The organism is Carnobacterium maltaromaticum DSM 20342, assembly GCF_000744945.1.
Classification (GTDB): domain Bacteria; phylum Bacillota; class Bacilli; order Lactobacillales; family Carnobacteriaceae; genus Carnobacterium; species Carnobacterium maltaromaticum.
Genome location: NZ_JQMX01000001.1, coordinates 1,831,575 through 1,851,264 on the forward strand (window position 1 = coordinate 1,831,575; position 19,690 = coordinate 1,851,264).

Annotated in this window: 13 protein-coding genes and 3 rRNA genes; 3 read left to right on the forward strand and 13 right to left on the reverse strand. The window is 38.6% G+C overall.

Going from position 1 to position 19,690, the window contains the following annotated elements; genetic code table 11:
* The first annotated feature begins 162 nt into the window (after positions 1–162).
* Together BR77_RS08765 and BR77_RS08770 are read left to right on the forward strand one after the other, a co-directional pair.
* Positions 163–999 carry a helix-turn-helix domain-containing protein gene (locus tag BR77_RS08765; RefSeq protein ID WP_010050201.1) on the forward strand — a complete coding sequence of 279 codons (837 nt, stop codon included), beginning with the start codon at positions 163–165 and terminating at the stop codon, positions 997–999.
* A 125-nt stretch (positions 1,000–1,124) separates the two neighbouring features.
* Positions 1,125–2,381 carry a chloride channel protein gene (locus BR77_RS08770; RefSeq protein ID WP_080732542.1) on the forward strand — a complete coding sequence of 419 codons (1,257 nt, stop codon included), beginning with the start codon at positions 1,125–1,127 and terminating at the stop codon, positions 2,379–2,381.
* Positions 2,382–2,421: 40 nt separating this feature from the next.
* Here BR77_RS08770 and BR77_RS08775 read toward each other — a convergent pair whose 3' ends face one another.
* Positions 2,422–2,715: a hypothetical protein gene (locus BR77_RS08775; protein ID WP_010050198.1), complete on the reverse strand. Its 294-nt coding sequence runs from the start codon at positions 2,713–2,715 to the stop codon at positions 2,422–2,424.
* Between the two features lie 411 nt (positions 2,716–3,126).
* Here BR77_RS08775 and BR77_RS08780 point away from each other — a divergent pair, with 411 nt between their 5' ends.
* The gene (locus BR77_RS08780) at positions 3,127–3,678 is read left to right on the forward strand and encodes a hypothetical protein (RefSeq protein WP_010050197.1); all 552 of its coding nucleotides are present in this window, start codon (positions 3,127–3,129) and stop codon (positions 3,676–3,678) included.
* A gap of 19 nt (positions 3,679–3,697) precedes the next feature.
* On the opposite strand, the gene BR77_RS19445 is transcribed toward BR77_RS08780, so the two are convergent.
* The 12 genes from BR77_RS19445 to tilS all read right to left on the reverse strand — a co-directional run bounded on the left by BR77_RS19445 (position 3,698) and on the right by tilS (position 19,643).
* Positions 3,698–3,829, reverse strand: a complete 132-nt coding sequence (locus BR77_RS19445; protein ID WP_015075463.1) for a hypothetical protein — start codon at positions 3,827–3,829, stop codon at positions 3,698–3,700.
* Positions 3,830–3,979: 150 nt separating this feature from the next.
* Positions 3,980–4,225 carry a DUF3781 domain-containing protein gene (locus BR77_RS08785; protein ID WP_015075462.1) on the reverse strand — a complete coding sequence of 82 codons (246 nt, stop codon included), beginning with the start codon at positions 4,223–4,225 and terminating at the stop codon, positions 3,980–3,982.
* 358 nt (positions 4,226–4,583) lie between these two features.
* Positions 4,584–4,699 (reverse strand): 5S ribosomal RNA (gene rrf / locus BR77_RS08790).
* A gap of 255 nt (positions 4,700–4,954) precedes the next feature.
* Positions 4,955–7,876 (reverse strand): 23S ribosomal RNA (locus BR77_RS08795).
* A 391-nt stretch (positions 7,877–8,267) separates the two neighbouring features.
* Positions 8,268–9,822 (reverse strand): 16S ribosomal RNA (locus BR77_RS08800).
* The 16S, 23S and 5S rRNA genes sit together here, the layout of an rRNA operon.
* 623 nt (positions 9,823–10,445) lie before the next feature.
* Entirely contained in the window at positions 10,446–11,945 is a 1,500-nt protein-coding gene (gene lysS, locus BR77_RS08805; RefSeq protein WP_010054027.1) for a lysine--tRNA ligase, read from the reverse strand.
* A gap of 181 nt (positions 11,946–12,126) precedes the next feature.
* Positions 12,127–13,122 (reverse strand): tRNA dihydrouridine synthase DusB, encoded by a 996-nt coding sequence (gene dusB, locus BR77_RS08810; RefSeq protein ID WP_010054026.1) that lies wholly within the window; start codon positions 13,120–13,122, stop codon positions 12,127–12,129.
* A 194-nt stretch (positions 13,123–13,316) separates the two neighbouring features.
* Complete coding sequence (gene cysK, locus BR77_RS08815) at positions 13,317–14,252, reverse strand: cysteine synthase A (protein WP_010054025.1); 936 nt, start codon at positions 14,250–14,252, stop codon at positions 13,317–13,319.
* A gap of 183 nt (positions 14,253–14,435) precedes the next feature.
* A complete protein-coding gene (hslO, locus tag BR77_RS08820) occupies positions 14,436–15,323 on the reverse strand; it encodes an Hsp33 family molecular chaperone HslO (RefSeq protein ID WP_015075460.1) in 888 nt (295 codons plus the stop codon).
* Between the two features lie 108 nt (positions 15,324–15,431).
* Positions 15,432–17,567, reverse strand: coding sequence for an ATP-dependent zinc metalloprotease FtsH (gene ftsH, locus BR77_RS08825; protein ID WP_010054023.1), 2,136 nt, complete (start codon positions 17,565–17,567; stop codon positions 15,432–15,434).
* A 114-nt stretch (positions 17,568–17,681) separates the two neighbouring features.
* On the reverse strand, positions 17,682–18,227 hold the full coding sequence (gene hpt / locus BR77_RS08830) for a hypoxanthine phosphoribosyltransferase (protein WP_029451846.1): 546 nt from the start codon (positions 18,225–18,227) through the stop codon (positions 17,682–17,684).
* A gap of 15 nt (positions 18,228–18,242) precedes the next feature.
* On the reverse strand, positions 18,243–19,643 hold the full coding sequence (tilS, locus tag BR77_RS08835) for a tRNA lysidine(34) synthetase TilS (protein ID WP_015075459.1): 1,401 nt from the start codon (positions 19,641–19,643) through the stop codon (positions 18,243–18,245).
* Positions 19,644–19,690 lie beyond the last annotated feature (47 nt).

Here is a 19,690-nt window from a genome sequence, read left to right on the forward strand (position 1 = left end):
AAAAGAGGACAATTTAAGAGACTTAGCTTGCCTATTCACATCAAAAAACGAGACATATTCAGTTATATCACCTTCTATTTACCTAGATATATAGACTAGTTCTGTTGCGGTTCCTCATTTTTTAACGTATAATAGAAAGCGCTTGAAAGAGGTGAATAGGGGATGTTACAACTAAATACAAAAACATTTAACCCAGAAATTTTATATATCTTTGATTGTTACAATAATGGTCCTTCAGAAGGACAACACCACCATCATGACTTTCTCGAATTGTCGATTATTATTGATGGTGCCGTAGATTATGTAATCAATGATGAAACCGTTTTTTTAGAAAAAGAAACAATACTCTTGTTTAATCCTGGTGTTTATCATCATGAGCGTTATCAAAAAGGAATGGAAAGTACACAAATACACATTGGTTTTCGCAATTTCGCACTTCAAGGATTTTCACGTGATCATTTTCCTTTTAACACATCTATTCTTCATTTAACAAAATTTAAAACAGAATTTTTTGATGTATGCCAAGAAATTTTAATGGAAAAAGCCAAAGGTGAAGCGGGATATGACTTGATGTTAAAAGCATTGGTGATGAAATTGATTATCTATATTTTACGTGATGCCGACTCTAGTCAATTAGAAATCAATGCTCTAAAACTTTCCTATGAAGAGCAAGAAAAGCAAACCATCGTCAATGACATTATTCATTATTTAGAAAATCATCATACAGAGGAAGTTAGCCTAAGTTCTTTATCTCAAACATTGTATATCAGCCCAACGTATATTTCTCGAGTCTTTAAAGAAGAAACTGGAGAATCACCAATCAATTATCTGATTAAATTACGATTAAATCGTGCAAAAGAATTAATGGAAAATGAAAAAGATATCACAGTTAAAGAAGCGGCAAATTTAGTCGGCTATAATGATGCCTATTATTTTAGCAAGTTATTTAAAAAATATTATGGTTTGCCACCTTCAGCATTTCTAAAACGCACCAGTTAATAAAAAGACTATTTGGTTAGTTTCAATAGTCTTTTTTGACTTTATCTTACTAATAGAATAATTTGTGGTAAAATAAGATGAATTTGTTCATTCTATTTACTTAGATGGAAAGAAGGAGAATTATCGTGCACTCAATTTGTCATAAAATTAAACAGTTAGAATTTACTCAAATTCTCTTTTACCTGATTAAGTGGTTTATTTACGCTGGTTTTGTTGGTACTTTAACAGGCGCTTTATCTGCCTTTTTCTTAAAATCTTTAGAAAAAGTAACAGCTTTACAAGTACATTACTCTTGGTTACTTTTTTTACTGCCTTTAGCCGGGGCTTTTATTAGTTATTTATATAAAGACTTTGGAAAGAATGCCCATAAAGGCAATAATTTAGTCATTGAGCAAGCGATTGGTGGGGAAGAAAAAATCCCTTTACGCCTAATCCCTTTAACATTGATAGGAACCTTAGCCACGCATCTTTTTGGTGGTTCTGCTGGTCGCGAAGGAACTGCTGTACAAATGGGTGGTGCTACTGCAGATTTTGTCGGGCGAATCATTAAAATTAATGCTAAAGAGAGACGCATTCTCATTATCTGTGGAATGAGTGCAGGATTTAGTTCTGTTTTTGGCACACCTATAGCTGGAACTTTATTTGCTATGGAAGTGCTCGTATTAGGCTATTTCCGCGAAGAAGCACTATTTCCTAGCTTATGGTCTGCTTTAGTAGCAAACTGGGTTACACTAGCTCTTGGCGCCACTCATCACATTTATCAAATGGGACTAATTCCAACTAGCACACCACTCCTAATCTTAAAATTAATTTTGGCAGCAATTTTATTCGGCTTAACTGGACGTCTTTTTAGTCGACTAACGGCTTATCTAAAAACAAAATTTAGTGAATGGTTTCCTAACCCTATTTTTAAAAGTTTTTTTGGTGGGATCATAATTATCATCTTAGTCATCGTTATTGGCAGTCGTGCTTATCTAGGATTGAGTTTACCGATGTTAGAACAATCATTTAATGGCGACCTTCCACCTTTATCTTTTCTAATTAAATTAATTTTCACATCTGTGACCCTTGGAGCAGGTTTTCAAGGAGGAGAGGTTACACCACTATTTGTCATTGGGGCTACTCTAGGAAGCACGTTAGCACCTTTCCTAGCTCTTCCAGTATCATTCTTAGCAGGTTTAGGATTTATCGGTGTATTTTCTGGAGCAACAAACACTCCCATTGCATGTTTTGTCATGGGCTTAGAGCTTTTTGGAACAGCTAGTTTGCCTTATTTATTCTTAATTTGTGTTATTAGCTATTTATTTTCAGGAAACCTGGGCATCTATCATTCCCAATTAGTTCAAATAAAAAAAGGAACACTTTTCGAAGAAGACAATTAAAAAAAGCAGGCCATATTAGGCGCTGCTTTTTCTTTTAAATTTAAATATATAAGAATGGAACTTCTGGACGATTGTGAATTAGCCATTCATGCAAAGTCATTTCTTTAAAATGTTCATCTTCGTAATCAATTCCGTCATGCTTTTTCATGCACACTTCCATATAGGCAGATGCTGTTTCAGTGAAGATATTCATTTGATCCTGACGCATTTCATTAATAATACGAAACTCATCTTGATCCTCAATGCCTAATATTTCACAGGTATCTTCCCATTCATTCTCTTCAATTAAATTAAGCATAATCTCGATAAAACATTTTAATTGCATTTGGCTCATATATTGTTTCTCCTATCTGTTTTTGTTTTACGGTCACTAAATAACACTTTTAAAATAATGATTTTTCCATCGGTTTCAAATTACCTTTGATTTTAAAGGATTAAAAACAAATAAAATAAACAATTATTCCATTAAGATAACACAAATATATCATAAAAAGAAATGAAACGCTGTGTTTTTTTTATCTTAATTTATCAAAAATTTCTTCATATATCAAAAAAAATAAGAAAACTCTTTATTTTCGCTATTCTCATCTCTAAAAAATTCTTTTTCTTTCATTCATTATTTTTTCATATTTACATCAATTTTTAATAATCAGACCTAAGTGCCATATATATATGCTGTGTTTTACTGTATAATAAAAAAATAGTAGTATTTAATTAATGAATGAACAGGAGATGACCATTATTCATGCATTTATACCTAGTTTTAACTGCAACAAGTAGTTTATTATCAAAAACGATTAAATTATATACTAGAGCTAGCTACAATCACGCTTCGATTGCTCTGATGCCTTCTTTGAATGATTTAGCTAGTTTTGGTCGAAAAGACTTAAATAACCCGTTTATTGGGGGTTTTGTTCGAGAAGATATTTCACATGATTTCTTTTTAAGTGCTCGTTGCTCAATTTATTCTTGTGAAATCACCTTGGATGAATACAAACATATTCAAGAACAAATAAACTATTTTCATCAACATAAAGAAGACTTGCGGTATAATTTATTAGGTTTAATTACTTTAGCCGTAAATATAGATTATCAACGTAATCGAGCCTTCTTTTGTTCCGAATTTATAGCGACTATTTTAGAAGATAGTGGTCTTTATGAATTTAGCAAAAAGCCACATATGGTTACACCTCAAGATTTACAAGAATTAGCTATTTTTACTCATATCTATACTGGAACAATTTCAAATTATTTGCGTCAATTACAAAAACAAGCCCTTATACTAGAATACGCATAAAAAGACGCCTCAGTTAATATTAACTGAAACGTCTTTTATTTTTTGTAAGTGAAATTGCTTCAATGACATAACAAGTTTCAGTTAAAATAGTTAACAAACCACTCGCACCATAAAAAGGTAGTGTGCTTTCTTCCGACATTAGCTGAATCATTTTAGGTAATCCTATTTGATCTCTACCGTTAACTAACCAAAGTTGGTTCTACTACCATTAGAGATTTTTGACAGCTCAACAACAAAGCAAAGACAAGTAAACTAACACTTACATTCTTTATATATGTAATTTTATAGTACTCCTCATTAGTTAAATTTTATCTACAGTTATCAAACGGTACGTTGAAGAGTTAATGACTAATTTTATTCCTTTTGGCATATTAGATACATAGTAATTTTTACCTATTTTTTCAAATTGACTTCTGTTATCATTTAAAGTAGCTAGCACTAAGAATTTTATTTCATTTTGTGTCATAGTCTTACTAAGCTTTTTATTTACTCGCTCAAAAACTAAATCCGTGTAACAAACTTTTTCTATAATTGTATTTTTTTCCATCTATAATTTCTCCTATTTAATAAACTGTTCATATATCACCATAAGTCAAACTCTATTGATTACTTCAAAAAACTTTAAGTTTCAATAAAAATCAAGGTTTTTATGCTTTTCAGATGTAGCTGCCAGCCAAAGCAATCGGTAAACAGCGCTGTAAGGATGCCGTGTTCAGAGTACTCAGTTTTCTTGTAAATAAATTGCTACAATCACTAAATATAGTCTTATAGTTATCAATTAGTATTGTATCATAATTCGAATAGTTGAGAAAAGTAATAAGAAATTCTACATAATGATCATTTTTAAAATTTTGCATAAAAAAAGAACTATTTTTCAATAGTCCTTTTTTTCGATTGAATCTTTTGCGTGGCAACGTCCTACCCTCACAGGGGGAAACCCCCAACTACTCTCGGCGCTGAAAAGCTTAACTGCTGTGTTCGGCATGGGAACAGGTGTATCCTTTTCGCTATCGCCACCACACAATTTTTTTACAACTTACGGCGCTACTCTGCGTCTGTTTCCTTTACTCCACTCCTCATGCACACTAGTGCATTCCGGGGTTCGCTCAGTTACATCCTTGATTAGCTTGCAATTTGTTAAAAAATGCTTGTTTAGGTTGATGGTTACATCGACACTAAACTGCGATTCAATTATTTAATTGTAGAGAGTTTGATCTCTCAAAACTGGAACTGTTTAAAAAGTAATTGTTTGGAAACGTTCTTCACCGTTTATTTCTTGGTTAAGTCCTCGACCGATTAGTATTGGTCCGCTCCATACATCGCTGTACTTCCACTTCCAACCTATCTACCTGATCATCTCTCAGGGGTCTTACTCACTTACGTGATGGGAAATCTCATCTCGAGGGGGGCTTCACGCTTAGATGCTTTCAGCGTTTATCCCTTCCACACATAGCTACCCAGCGATGCTCTTGGCAGAACAACTGGTACACCAGCGGTGTGTCCATCCCGGTCCTCTCGTACTAAGGACAGCTCCTCTCAAATTTCCTGCGCCCGCGACGGATAGGGACCGAACTGTCTCACGACGTTCTGAACCCAGCTCGCGTACCGCTTTAATGGGCGAACAGCCCAACCCTTGGGACCGACTACAGCCCCAGGATGCGATGAGCCGACATCGAGGTGCCAAACCTCCCCGTCGATGTGGACTCTTGGGGGAGATAAGCCTGTTATCCCCAGGGTAGCTTTTATCCGTTGAGCGATGGCCCTTCCATGCGGAACCACCGGATCACTAAGCCCGACTTTCGTCCCTGCTCGACTTGTAGGTCTCGCAGTCAAGCTCCCTTCTGCCTTTACACTCTACGAATGATTTCCAACCATTCTGAGGGAACCTTTGGGCGCCTCCGTTACTCTTTAGGAGGCGACCGCCCCAGTCAAACTGCCCGTCTGACACTGTCTCCAGCCACGATTAGTGGCTAGGGTTAGAGTGGTCATACAGCAAGGGTAGTATCCCACCAATGCCTCCATCAAGACTGGCGTCCTGACTTCTATGGCTCCTACCTATCCTGTACAAGCTGTACAAACACTCAATATCAAACTGCAGTAAAGCTCCATGGGGTCTTTCCGTCCTGTCGCGGGTAACCTGCATCTTCACAGGTACTATAATTTCACCGAGTCTCTCGTTGAGACAGTGCCCAAATCGTTACGCCTTTCGTGCGGGTCGGAACTTACCCGACAAGGAATTTCGCTACCTTAGGACCGTTATAGTTACGGCCGCCGTTTACTGGGGCTTCAATTCTTAGCTTCGCCGAAGCTAACCAATCCTCTTAACCTTCCAGCACCGGGCAGGCGTCAGCCCCTATACGTCATCTTTCGATTTTGCAGAGACCTGTGTTTTTGATAAACAGTCGCTTGGGCCTATTCACTGCGGCTGATCTTTCGATCAGCACCCCTTCTCCCGAAGTTACGGGGTCATTTTGCCGAGTTCCTTAACGAGAGTTCTCTCGCACACCTTAGGATACTCTCCTCGACTACCTGTGTCGGTTTGCGGTACGGGCAATTTCTTTCTAACTAGAAGCTTTTCTTGGCAGTGTGACATCAGAAACTTCGGTACTGTAATTTCCCTCCCCATCACAACTTGTCCGTATAGAAGCAAGCATTTAACTCACCTCAAGACTCATTGCTTAGACGCACATATCCAACAGTGCGCATTTCTTAGCCTCCTGCGTCCCTCCATTGTTCAAACAAAAGAAACTGGTACAGGAATATCAACCTGTTGTCCATCGCCTACGCCTATCGGCCTCGGCTTAGGTCCCGACTAACCCTGGGAGGACGAGCCTTCCCCAGGAAACCTTAGTCATACGGTGGACGGGATTCTCACCCGTCTTTCGCTACTCATACCGGCATTCTCACTTCTAAGCGCTCCACTAGTCCTCACGGTCTAGCTTCGACGCCCTTAGAACGCTCTCCTACCATAGAACCCTAAGGTTCTATCCACAGCTTCGGTGTACTATTTAGCCCCGGTAAATTTTCGGCGCAGGGTCACTCGACTAGTGAGCTATTACGCACTCTTTAAATGATGGCTGCTTCTGAGCCAACATCCTAGTTGTCTAAGCAACCCCACATCCTTTTCCACTTAATAGTAACTTTGGGACCTTAGCTGGTGGTCTGGGCTGTTTCCCTTTCGACTACGGATCTTATCACTCGCAGTCTGACTCCCGGATATAAATCAATGGCATTCGGAGTTTATCTGAATTCGGTAACCCTAGAAGGGCCCCTAGTCCAAACAGTGGCTCTACCTCCATGATTCTTAATTCCGAGGCTAGCCCTAAAGCTATTTCGGAGAGAACCAGCTATCTCCAAGTTCGATTGGAATTTCTCCGCTACCCACACCTCATCCCCGCATTTTTCAACATACGTGGGTTCGGTCCTCCAGTGCGTATTACCGCACCTTCAACCTGGACATGGGTAGGTCACTTGGTTTCGGGTCTACGACCACATACTCATTCGCCCTATTCAGACTCGCTTTCGCTACGGCTCCGTCTTATCAACTTAACCTCGCATGTAATCGTAACTCGCCGGTTCATTCTACAAAAGGCACGCTATCACCCATTAACGGGCTCTAACTATTTGTAAGCACACGGTTTCAGGAGCTCTTTCACTCCCCTTCCGGGGTTCTTTTCACCTTTCCCTCACGGTACTGGTTCACTATCGGTCACTAAGGAGTATTTAGCCTTGCGGGATGGTCCCCGCGGATTCCGACGGAATTTCTCGTGTTCCGCCGTACTCAGGATACACAACAGAGTGAACTTTGTTTCGATTACGGGGCTTTTACCCTCTTCGGCGGACCTTTCCAGATCGCTTCTTCTACAAAACTCATTTATGACTCTTAATGTCGTGTCCTACAACCCCAAAGAGCAAGCTCTTTAGTTTGGGCTCTTCCCGTTTCGCTCGCCGCTACTCAGGGAATCGAATTTTCTTTCTCTTCCTGCAGGTACTTAGATGTTTCAGTTCTCTGCGTCTACCTCTACTAGCCTATGTATTCAGCTAGCAGTAACATTCTATAAAAAATGCTGGGTTCCCCCATTCGGAAATCTTTGGATCAAAGCTTACTTACAGCTCCCCAAAGCATATCGGAGTTAGTCCCGTCCTTCATCGGCTCTTAGTGCCAAGGCATCCACCGTGCGCCCTTATTAACTTAACCTAATTTTGGCACTACTACTTCACACTTCTTCGTTAATTTCGTGTTTTGTGATACTCACGTACGCTAGTACGCTCCGTTTCTCAAACACTCATTTCCTCGAATTGCTTCGCATTAGCACAAAATTTTTATCGATGGTATTCCCGAAGGAATCTCATGATGTTAGTCAATGATTTTATTCATTATCTTACGATAAGAACTAATTAAAAAACTCATTTAAAACGCGGTGTTTTCTCGGTTTCTTACTTTAATTACTTTTTAAACAGTATCCAGTTTTCAAAGAACAAAATGTGATTGACCTCTAATGAATAGAGATGAATCGTTTTGAGAGTTAGACCTCTCAAAACTGAACAAAGTAAAAACGAATGTGTGGGATTTCCGTAATATTCCTTAGAAAGGAGGTGATCCAGCCGCACCTTCCGATACGGCTACCTTGTTACGACTTCACCCCAATTATCTATCCCACCTTAGACGGCTGGCTCCTAAAAGGTTACCTCACCGGCTTCGGGTGTTACAAACTCTCGTGGTGTGACGGGCGGTGTGTACAAGACCCGGGAACGTATTCACCGCGGCGTTCTGATCCGCGATTACTAGCGATTCCGGCTTCATGTAGGCGAGTTGCAGCCTACAATCCGAACTGAGAATGGCTTTAAGAGATTAGCTTGGCCTCGCGACCTTGCGACTCGTTGTACCATCCATTGTAGCACGTGTGTAGCCCAGGTCATAAGGGGCATGATGATTTGACGTCATCCCCACCTTCCTCCGGTTTGTCACCGGCAGTCTCACTAGAGTGCCCAACTAAATGCTGGCAACTAGTAATAAGGGTTGCGCTCGTTGCGGGACTTAACCCAACATCTCACGACACGAGCTGACGACAACCATGCACCACCTGTCACTTTGTCCCCGAAGGGAAAGCTCTATCTCTAGAGTGGTCAAAGGATGTCAAGACCTGGTAAGGTTCTTCGCGTTGCTTCGAATTAAACCACATGCTCCACCGCTTGTGCGGGTCCCCGTCAATTCCTTTGAGTTTCAGCCTTGCGGCCGTACTCCCCAGGCGGAGTGCTTAATGCGTTAGCTGCAGCACTGAAGGGCGGAAACCCTCCAACACTTAGCACTCATCGTTTACGGCGTGGACTACCAGGGTATCTAATCCTGTTTGCTCCCCACGCTTTCGAGCCTCAGCGTCAGTTACAGACCAGAGAGTCGCCTTCGCCACTGGTGTTCCTCCACATATCTACGCATTTCACCGCTACACGTGGAATTCCACTCTCCTCTTCTGCACTCAAGTTCTCCAGTTTCCAATGACCCTCCCCGGTTGAGCCGGGGGCTTTCACATCAGACTTAAAGAACCGCCTGCGCTCGCTTTACGCCCAATAAATCCGGACAACGCTTGCCACCTACGTATTACCGCGGCTGCTGGCACGTAGTTAGCCGTGGCTTTCTGGTTAAATACCGTCAGGGGATGAGCAGTTACTCTCATCCTTGTTCTTCTTTAACAACAGAGTTTTACGATCCGAAAACCTTCTTCACTCACGCGGCGTTGCTCCGTCAGACTTTCGTCCATTGCGGAAGATTCCCTACTGCTGCCTCCCGTAGGAGTCTGGGCCGTGTCTCAGTCCCAGTGTGGCCGATCACCCTCTCAGGTCGGCTACGTATCATTGCCTTGGTGAGCCATTACCTCACCAACTAGCTAATACGCCGCGGGTCCATCCATTAGTGGTAGCCGAAGCCACCTTTCCTTCAAGAATCATGCGATCCCTGAAACTATGCGGTATTAGCATCCGTTTCCGAATGTTATCCCCCTCTAATGGGCAGGTTACCCACGTGTTACTCACCCGTCCGCCACTCACTTGGTTAAAGAGCAAGCTCTTCAACTTCGTGCGTTCGACTTGCATGTATTAGGCACGCCGCCAGCGTTCGTCCTGAGCCAGGATCAAACTCTCATATAAAATGATGCTTGAAGCTCATTAGTTTTGCTAGCGAATAATTATTCACTTTCTTGCTTATTTGACTCAACCTTGTTGAGTCATCCTACACATTTGGTTCGTCTTACTTTGTTCAGTTTTCAAAGGTCTAAGTTGTTTCGTTTGTCGTTTTGACAACTTCTAAATATTAACACATGGTTAATTTGTTGTCAACACTTTTTAAAACTTTTTTTAATTTCGTTTTCCGTCGAGACGTTGTTACGTCCCGGCGACATGTATAAATATAACAGCTACAGCAAGTTTCGTCAACACTTTTTGGTAAATAAATTAAATTAATTTTTAAAACTGAAAATCTAGTTTTTTTTATATTTTACACAACGCTTACATCCTTTAAAACCGAACAAGAATAAGTTGGGATTACTCTTTGTATGCTTTTAAATATTTATGCATTTCAGAGTGAATATTCATTTTTATTAAAAGCACCGCAAAAATAGCTACTTTATTCCTTTTTTAGTTAAAAACTAACTAAAAGGAGTGGCATTTTTCATTTTATAAAAAATATTTTCCTGCTTTCTTCTATATAAGATAAGAAAATGGAACCCATTAATCAAAAATGATTAACACGTTCCATTCTTTAACTATTTATTTTAGTGATTGCGCATTGTTGGGAAGAGTAAAACATCACGAATAGCCGATGCGTCTGTTAACAGCATAACCAATCGATCAATCCCAATTCCTAAACCGCCAGTTGGTGGCATTCCATATTCAAGCGCTTCTAAGAAATCTTCATCTAATTGATGCGCTTCGTCATTTCCACCTGCACGTTCACGCATTTGTGCTTCAAAACGTTCTCTTTGATCAATAGGATCATTTAATTCAGTAAAGGCATTACCATATTCATTTCCAACAATAAACACTTCAAAGCGGTCTGTGAAACGTCCATCTTGTGGATTCTTCTTAGCTAATGGAGAAATTTCAACTGGATGACCATAAATGAATGTTGGTTGAATTAATTTTTCTTCAACAAATGTTTCAAAAAACTCGTTAACTACATGACCATACTGCATATGCTCTGTAATAGTAACATTGTTCTCTTTTGCTAAAGCACGAGCTTCTTCATCTGACATTACAGGCCAAAAATCAACACCTGAATATTCCTTGATTGCATCTAGCATGTGCTGACGTTTCCATTTAGTATCTAAATCAACGGTTACTTCACCATAAGTGATTTCACCAGTACCTAACACACGGTTGGCTACAGTTTTAATAAGACCTTCCGTTAAATCCATTACATCTTTATAGTCTGTATATGCTGTATAGACTTCTAACATGGTGAATTCAGGATTATGGGTTGTATCAACACCTTCGTTACGGAATACTCGACCAATCTCGTAGACTTTCTCCATACCACCAACAATTAGACGTTTTAAATGTAACTCTAAGGCAATGCGTAAATACAATTCCATATCTAATGCATTATGATGTGTAATAAATGGACGAGCTGCTGCTCCACCAGCTAAGTTATGCAATGTTGGAGTTTCAACTTCTAAATAATCTTGCTCATTTAGGTAATTACGGACCTCACGAATAATCTCACTACGTTTTGTAAAACGATCAAAACTTTCTTTATTACTAATTAAATCTAAATAGCGTTGACGGTAACGTTGTTCAACGTTTGTTAAGCCATGATATTTATCTGGTAATGGACGTAAGGCTTTTGATAACTGAACCAATGATGTTGGTTTAATTGTCACTTCACCAGTATCAGTTTTCATGACTTCACCTGTTACACCAATAAAATCACCTAAATCAGCATTTTTAAAAATATCATAAGCATCATCACCAACTGCATCTTTACGTACATATATTTGGATTTGGCCTTTACGATCTTGGAGATGGGCAAATCCAACTTTACCTTTGCCACGCTTTGTCATGATCCGACCTGCAACTGTTGCCGTTTCTTTTTGTTCCACTAACTCTTCTTTAGTGAAACGATCATAAGCCTCATGTAATTCGCTTGATAAATGCGTTCTTTCAAAGCGTTCACCGAATGGATCAATATTTTTTTCTCGTAATTGCTCCATTTTTTCGCGGCGCACTTTTAATTGATCGTTTAATTCTTCTTGTTGGTTTGTTTCGTTACTCATTTTTACCGCTCCATTTCTACTTAATTATCGAACTGGGGTTTATAGTTATTTTTTACATAACCTTTATCCGCAATTTTCTTAGTTAGATTCATTTTTCTTTCATTACTCTTAATAATGCCAATATAATCAAAAAAAAGCAAGGAAATTAAGCGGATTTCTCCATTAATTCCTCACATTTTAATTATTTCGCTAATTTCATTTCGCGTTCTTCGGTCGCATCAACAAAATCATCTAAGATTCGCGCCATTTCTTCTGGACGTGTTGCTTGATTAACGGCAACTTTAGTTTTTGCCGCACGAGAAATGCCTTTTAGGTAGTATGCAGCATGTTGACGAAATTCTCTGGTTGCGATAACTTCACCTTTTAAATTTACCAAACGTTCTAAATGTAATTTAGCTGTTTTTATCTTTTCTCTTGCCGATGGTTCAGGTAATAAAATGCCTGTCTCTAAATAGTGTTTAGTTTGATAAATCATCCACGGATTACCTAAAGCAGCTCGCCCAATCATCACGCCATCTGCACCAACTTCATCCAACATTCTTTTGGCATCCATCGGAGTTCTAACATCTCCATTCCCCATAAAAGGAATTGTTAACTCTTGCTTCACTTGTCGTAAAACATCCCAATCTGCTTGACCTTCGTACATTTGGACACGCGTTCTTCCATGCATCGCTACCGCTCCTGCTCCTGCACGTTCAGCTGCCAATGCATTTTCAACAGCAAAGACATGATCTGAGTCCCAGCCAATACGCATCTTAACTGTCACAGGAATCTTAACAGCATCGGCAACAGCTGCTACCATTTCATAAACTTTGTTTGGATCTAATAGCCATTTTGCTCCAGCTTCAGCTTTAATTATTTTGTTTACTGGACACCCCATATTAATATCAATAATAGCGGCTTGAGTATTGGCTTCAACAAATTTTGCAGCTTCAACTAAGTTCGCTTTATCTCCACCAAAAATTTGAACACTTAATGGATATTCATTTTCTTCAATATGCAACATATCTAAAGTTTTTTTGTTACGAGTTTGAATTCCTTTGTCACTAATCATTTCACAGACAACAAGACCAGCACCAAATTCTTTGACTGTCACTCGAAAAGCTGCATTACTGATTCCGGCCATTGGAGCAACTACTACTCGATTAGGAATCTCAACATCTCCAATTTTCCACATATTATTTGTTCCTCTTTTCTATTTATATGTAAAGTTCTACTTTACTTGTTTTTAATTAGCATTTTATCAATTTTACAACTCGTATCATATCATACTTCACAAACTACGAAAACATTCTTGCTTATTATTTTAATTTTTTCTATAAAAAAGAAGCTAAGAATAGGTTCATTCTAGCTTCTTATAGTACATTTCATTTATTCGCCTTCTACAGTTGGATACAACGCTGTTGAAAGGTAACGCTCACCGTTATCTGGAACGACGGCCAAAACAGATTTACCTTTACCTAGTTTCTTAGCTACCTCAATAGCGGCTTTAATTGCAGCACCAGATGAAATCCCTACTAAAATACCTTCTTTAGCGGCAACTTCACGACCCATTAGTAAAGCTTCTTCACTGGCTACTTCTAAAATTCCATCATAAACTGTTCGATCTAATACTTCTGGGATAAAGCCAGCACCGATTCCTTGAATTTTGTGTGGACTTGGTGAACCACCAGCTAAAACAGGTGATTCTGCCGGCTCTACTGCATAAATAAGAACATCTGGATTAGCTTGTTTTAAAACATGTCCTACTCCAGTTAACGTACCACCTGTTCCTACACCTGCTACAAAAGCATCAGGGCCTTTTCCATCAAAAGCTTCTAGAATCTCTGGACCAGTTGTCACTTCATGAACTGCTGGATTCGCTAAGTTCTCAAATTGCATCGGCATAAAGTAACCTGGCTGAGCTGCCAATTCAGTTGCCTTAGCGATTGCTCCCTTCATACCTTCTGCACCTGGAGTTAAAATAAGGGTCGCACCGTAAGCACGTAATATCTTACGTCTTTCAATACTCATTGTATCCGTCATTACTAAAATAGCCTGGTAGCCCTTAGCTGCAGCAACCATGGCTAAACCGATACCTGTATTTCCACTAGTAGGCTCGACAATAGTATCACCTGGTTTCAAAATACCTTCCTCTTCAGCAACTTCAATCATGTTTAAAGCAATCCGATCTTTAACACTACCTCCAGCATTAAAAAATTCAAGCTTTACATAAACATCCGCTGCATCCTCTGGAACCACGCGATTTAATTTAACAATTGGCGTTTCCCCAATTAACTGTGTTACTGACGATACAATTTTTACCATTATTTTTCCTCCTATCGAATAAAAAGTTTGTTGAGCTGGTTAGGCCTAGTAAAAAACAGACACGACTTTCCTACACCTGTTTACTCTTAAACTCATTCTAGAAATCTTACTTACTTTTGTCAAGTAAAAACCATTAATAAGCCGTACCTTTATAGCTAGTTTAATTTTAGAGCCGAGTCCTGATTACAGGCCAGCCGCTTCTATTTTTAGTTCAGCTAAATCTTCTTCTGAATAATGGTAGCTATTTCCACAGAAATTACAATTTGCTTCTGCGCCATGATCTTCATCGATCATATCTTGAATTTCTGTTGGACCTAATGTGATAATCGCATTAGCAAAACGTTCTTTTGAACAATCACATTTAAATGTTACTGGCATTTTTTCTAGAATTTTAACGTTTTCTTCCCCACCTAGTAGTCGAAAGAGAATTTCTTCTGGACTTTCACCTTCGTCCATTAGTTTTGAAACTAGAGGAATTTCAGCGATATTTTTTTCAATAGCGTCTAAGGTTGCATCTGTTGCTCCAGGCATGACTTGAATCATGAAACCTCCAGCCGCTTTAATTGAATTATCTGTATCAACTAAAACACTTAAACCAATCGCTGATGGTACTTGCTCTGAGTTTGCCATATAATAAGTGAAATCCTCGCCAAGCTCACCGCTTACTAATGGTACTTGACCTGAGAAAGTTTCTTTCATTCCCATATCTTTAATAACTGTTAATGTACCTTCTGTTCCAACTGCACCACGAACATCTATTTTACCTGCTTCATTTGGCGGCAAGTGTACTTTTGGATTGGAAATATAACCTTTTGTTTCGCCAGCTCCGTTACTATCGACAATAATCGTGCCTGCAGGGCCATCCCCTTCAACTTTAACGGTCATTTTGTCTTGACCTTTCATAGTTGCACCTAATAAAAGAGCACCAATCATAGTCCGACCTAATGCCGCTGAAGATGCACTCCATGTATCATGTCTTTTTTGTGCTTCACCAACTGTTTCAGTTGCACAAACAGCGTAAGCTCTAATTTGACCATCGTAACAAACACTTTTCAATAAATAATCTGACATTTTAAGCACCTCTTTTTTACTTTTTCATCATTTGTTTTTTGATAAAGAAGGGATACAACAGCAAGTGTTGTATCCCTTCTTGTTTCTATTTGGAATCAGTAACCACTTTTATTCGTGGCTATCTTCTTCCTTTTTTTCTAATTTAATTTCTTTACTTGCTTCTTCAGCGCCTTTTTCCTCTTCAACGGTAGCTTCTTCTTCAGCTTTTTTACGAGCTTCCAATTCTGCTTTTTCTTCTTTCATTTTTTCCGCTTCTTTAGCTTCTAAGGCTTTTTTAGCTTCTTCAAAACTTGCGCCATCTTCACGTGGATATTCTTCTTTTGCTTCTTTTCCACGAGGCATTTCGCCAGTTTCAAATAGACTCTTGATTGTCTTCTCATCTAATGTTTCTAATTCAAGAAGTTTTTCAGCAATTAATTTATGCTCAGCTCTGTGCTCTTCTAAGATACGACGAGCTTCTTTATGTGCATCAGTTAAAATCTTGCGAACTTCTTGATCAATTTCGTAAGCAACTTGTTCTGAATAAGCTTTTGTTTGACCGTAGTCACGACCAACAAAGACTTGGTGATTTCCTTCATATTGAACAGGTCCTAATGCATCGCTCATTCCATATTCAGTTACCATACTACGAGCTAAACCAGTCGCTTGTTCAAAGTCATTACTTGCTCCTGTTGATTGAACATCAAAAATCATTTCCTCAGCTGTACGTCCACCTAAAAGTCCAACAATTTGTTCAAACATTTCAGTTTTTGTCATTAAGAAGCGATCTTCTTTAGGAAGCATGATGGCATATCCACCAGCTTTACCACGAGGTACAATCGTTACTTTGTGAACAACACGTGCATCATTTAAGACCATTCCAACAATCGTATGTCCTGCTTCATGGTATGCAACCATTTCACGTTCACGTTTGCTGATTACACGATCTTTCTTAGCAGGTCCTGCAATCACACGATCTTGCGCTTCATCAACATCTAATGCATCAATTTTCTTTTTATTTCGACGAGCAGCAACTAAAGCTGCTTCGTTTAAGACATTCTCTAAATCAGCACCAGCAAATCCTGGTGTTTGTTGTGCTACAACTTTTAAATCAACATCGTCAGCTAATGGTTTATTTTTAGCATGAACTTTAAGAATTGCTTCACGTCCTCTAACATCTGGACGACCAACTAAGATTTGGCGGTCAAAACGACCTGGACGAAGTAATGCTGGATCTAAAACGTCAGAACGGTTAGTCGCAGCAATAATAATTACGCCTTCGTTTCCACTAAATCCATCCATTTCAACAAGTAACTGGTTCAAGGTTTGTTCACGTTCGTCGTGTCCGCCACCCATTCCAGCACCACGTTGACGACCAACTGCATCGATTTCATCGATAAAGATAATCGCAGGAGCATTTTTCTTCGCTGTTTCAAATAAATCACGTACACGGCTTGCACCAACACCGACAAACATTTCCACAAAATCAGAACCGGAAATAGAATAGAACGGTACGCCAGCTTCACCAGCTACAGCTTTAGCTAATAATGTTTTACCAGTACCAGGAGGTCCTTCTAATAGAACACCTGCTGGAATTCTAGCACCTAAAGCGATAAAACGTCTTGGATCTTTTAAGAATTCTACAACTTCAACTAATTCTTGTTTTTCTTCTTCAGCACCGGCTACATCAGAAAAACGGACCTTATTGGCTTTATTGTCTGATTCTTTGGCTTTTGATTTACCAAAGTTCATCACACCACGTCCGCCGCCACCTTGTCCACCTTGGCTTTGTCCCATCATTAGATAGAATAATAAAACCAAAATTAGAATTGGAGCAAATGAAATTAATAAACTTAACCAGAATCCCATTGTTGCTTCCTCAAGAGGAGTCATTGTCACTTTATTTTCTTGTGCAATTTCATTAATTTGATTGATAGTTGAATCATTTGATAAGACAGCTGTTGTAAAGTTTTTAGATTCTGCCTCTTTATTTGAGCCAAATAAACTAAATCCTGTTCCACCTGTACTACCTTCTACTTTTTGTGCTTTACGATATTCCCCAGTGATTTTATATACCCCACCACTTGGTTGAATGCTAAATTCTTTAACTTCATCTTCTTTTAATTGTTTTACGAATTTACTTGCTGAGATCTCACTGCTTTGTCCGCTTGACGCGCCATTTCCTGCCCATGACACGATCCCAATAATCCCTAAGAAAACAATTGCATAGAAGATGCCGTTTTTAAAGAGTCCGTTCTTCTTCATATTCGCCCTCCTTCTACTAATGAGTGATCTCATTGTAAGGTATTTTTTTGTCTCGTTACTTTAAATTATTTTTAATTCCCAATAATCATAACACATTTGACCATCATTGACCATTTATTTCTCTTGATAAATTTCAGGTTTTAAAATGCCGATGTAAGGTAGATTACGATATCTTTCTGCATAGTCTAAACCATAGCCTACTACAAATTCATTTGGAACTAAATATCCAACATAATCAGCTTCCATTTTAACTGCACGTCCTTCTGGTTTATCCAGCAACGTCACAATTTTCACTGATTTAGCTTGGCGGTATTTGAATAAATCAACCAAATAAGCTAGTGTTCGACCACTATCAATAATATCTTCCACGATTAAGAGATCGCGTCCAGCAACGTTTGTATCTAAATCTTTGATGATTTTCACTTCACCAGAGGAAACCATTTCATTACCATAGCTAGAAACATCCATAAAATCCATCTCTAAGTATGTGTCAATTTCTTTGACAAGATCTGACATAAAGAAAGTTGCACCTTTTAAAACACCAATAACCAAAGGATTCTTACCTTCATATTCTTCCGTCAAAATTTTTCCTAATTCAACTGTTTTTTCTGCTAAATCTTCTCTTGAAAACAGAACGCGTTCGATATCATTTTGCATAATCTAATTTTCTCCTTTTCAATACAACTCATGATTTTGATAAACGAGTATGTATTGTATTTTATCAGTTTCTTTCCCAATAGACAATTGAGATTCCTTATATTTTACAAGCCAAATAATTTTTTTTGTCAAATCTGTCACCAAATAGGCGCTATTACGCTCTTCTATTGGAATTTTTTGATCAATTAAAATATCTTTAATTTTTTTCGTACCGCCATTCAGTCCTTTTATACTCATTCGATCACCATCTTGCCTGTGACGAACAGTCAATGGTAGTTGAACTGAGTGACAGTCTAGATAAATTTTCAAACCGGGCACAGAATCTTCTAGCATATGAGAGTTGAATAAACCTATTCGATCACCATTTGGTAAATTTTGCCATTGATTCATTTCTAGAATGACTGTGAAATCTATAGCTTTTTTCGGCTCATTTAATTCTTTACTAATAACAATGAGCTGATAACCTTTTCTACAGATAAATCCTTCTGGTAAAGTTAAATAACTATTTGATTTAGAATCATTGGCCAAATCGACAATTTGATTGATATGCTCTCTTTTATACTCAAATGGATTCTGGTCTGCTAGCTGACTTAGCAACTGGCTAACAACTTGTCGCTGCATTTCTTTAGGATGCGTAATTAATTCGGGAAAATCAACTTCATAGTATTCTGGACTTCTAATTTTTACCACTTGCTTAAAAACTTCATTAATCAAGGGTTGAACTAAACTTATTATATCGCTTAGGTCATCTGAAAAATCCATGAAATGTTCAACAAGATTCGTATTTTCCTTTCTTAATAAAGGGACAATTTCGTTTCGATAACGATTACGTGTATACATTAAATTCTGGTTACTTTCATCTTCGTAATAAGGAACAGCATACTGCTGGCTATAACTTACGAGCTCCTTTTTAGTTGAACTTAACAAAGGTCGAACCAATATGCCTTTTGCAAAAGGACGCTTGGTTTTAATGCCACTAATACCAATTAAATGACTCCCTCGAACTAAACGCATTAAAATCGTTTCAACTTGATCATCACCATGGTGAGCAGTGACTATGTGAGTCGCTCCAACTTGTTCCATTATTAATTGAAAATAGGTATATCGCGCTGACCGAGCCGCAGCTTCCACCCCATTTTGAGGAAGATCTACTGATTCCCACCGTTTACTATAGAAAGGAATCTCCCGTTCAAGACAATAGCTCTGTAAAAATTGTTCTTCTATATCAGAAACTTCTCGTAATTGATGGTTGAAATGAACAACAGCAAACCATGGTTTAATTGAAGGTGGTAAATGACTGACTAAATCTAATAGAACCATTGAGTCAACTCCACCTGAGACAGCTAATAAAATTCGTGATTCAGGCGACCAATAGCAATCCTTTTGACAAGCCTTTAGAAAGGTTTGTTTTACACTCACTTGTCATCACCTCCTGCTATCAAACTTCAATTCCATAAACAATAAAA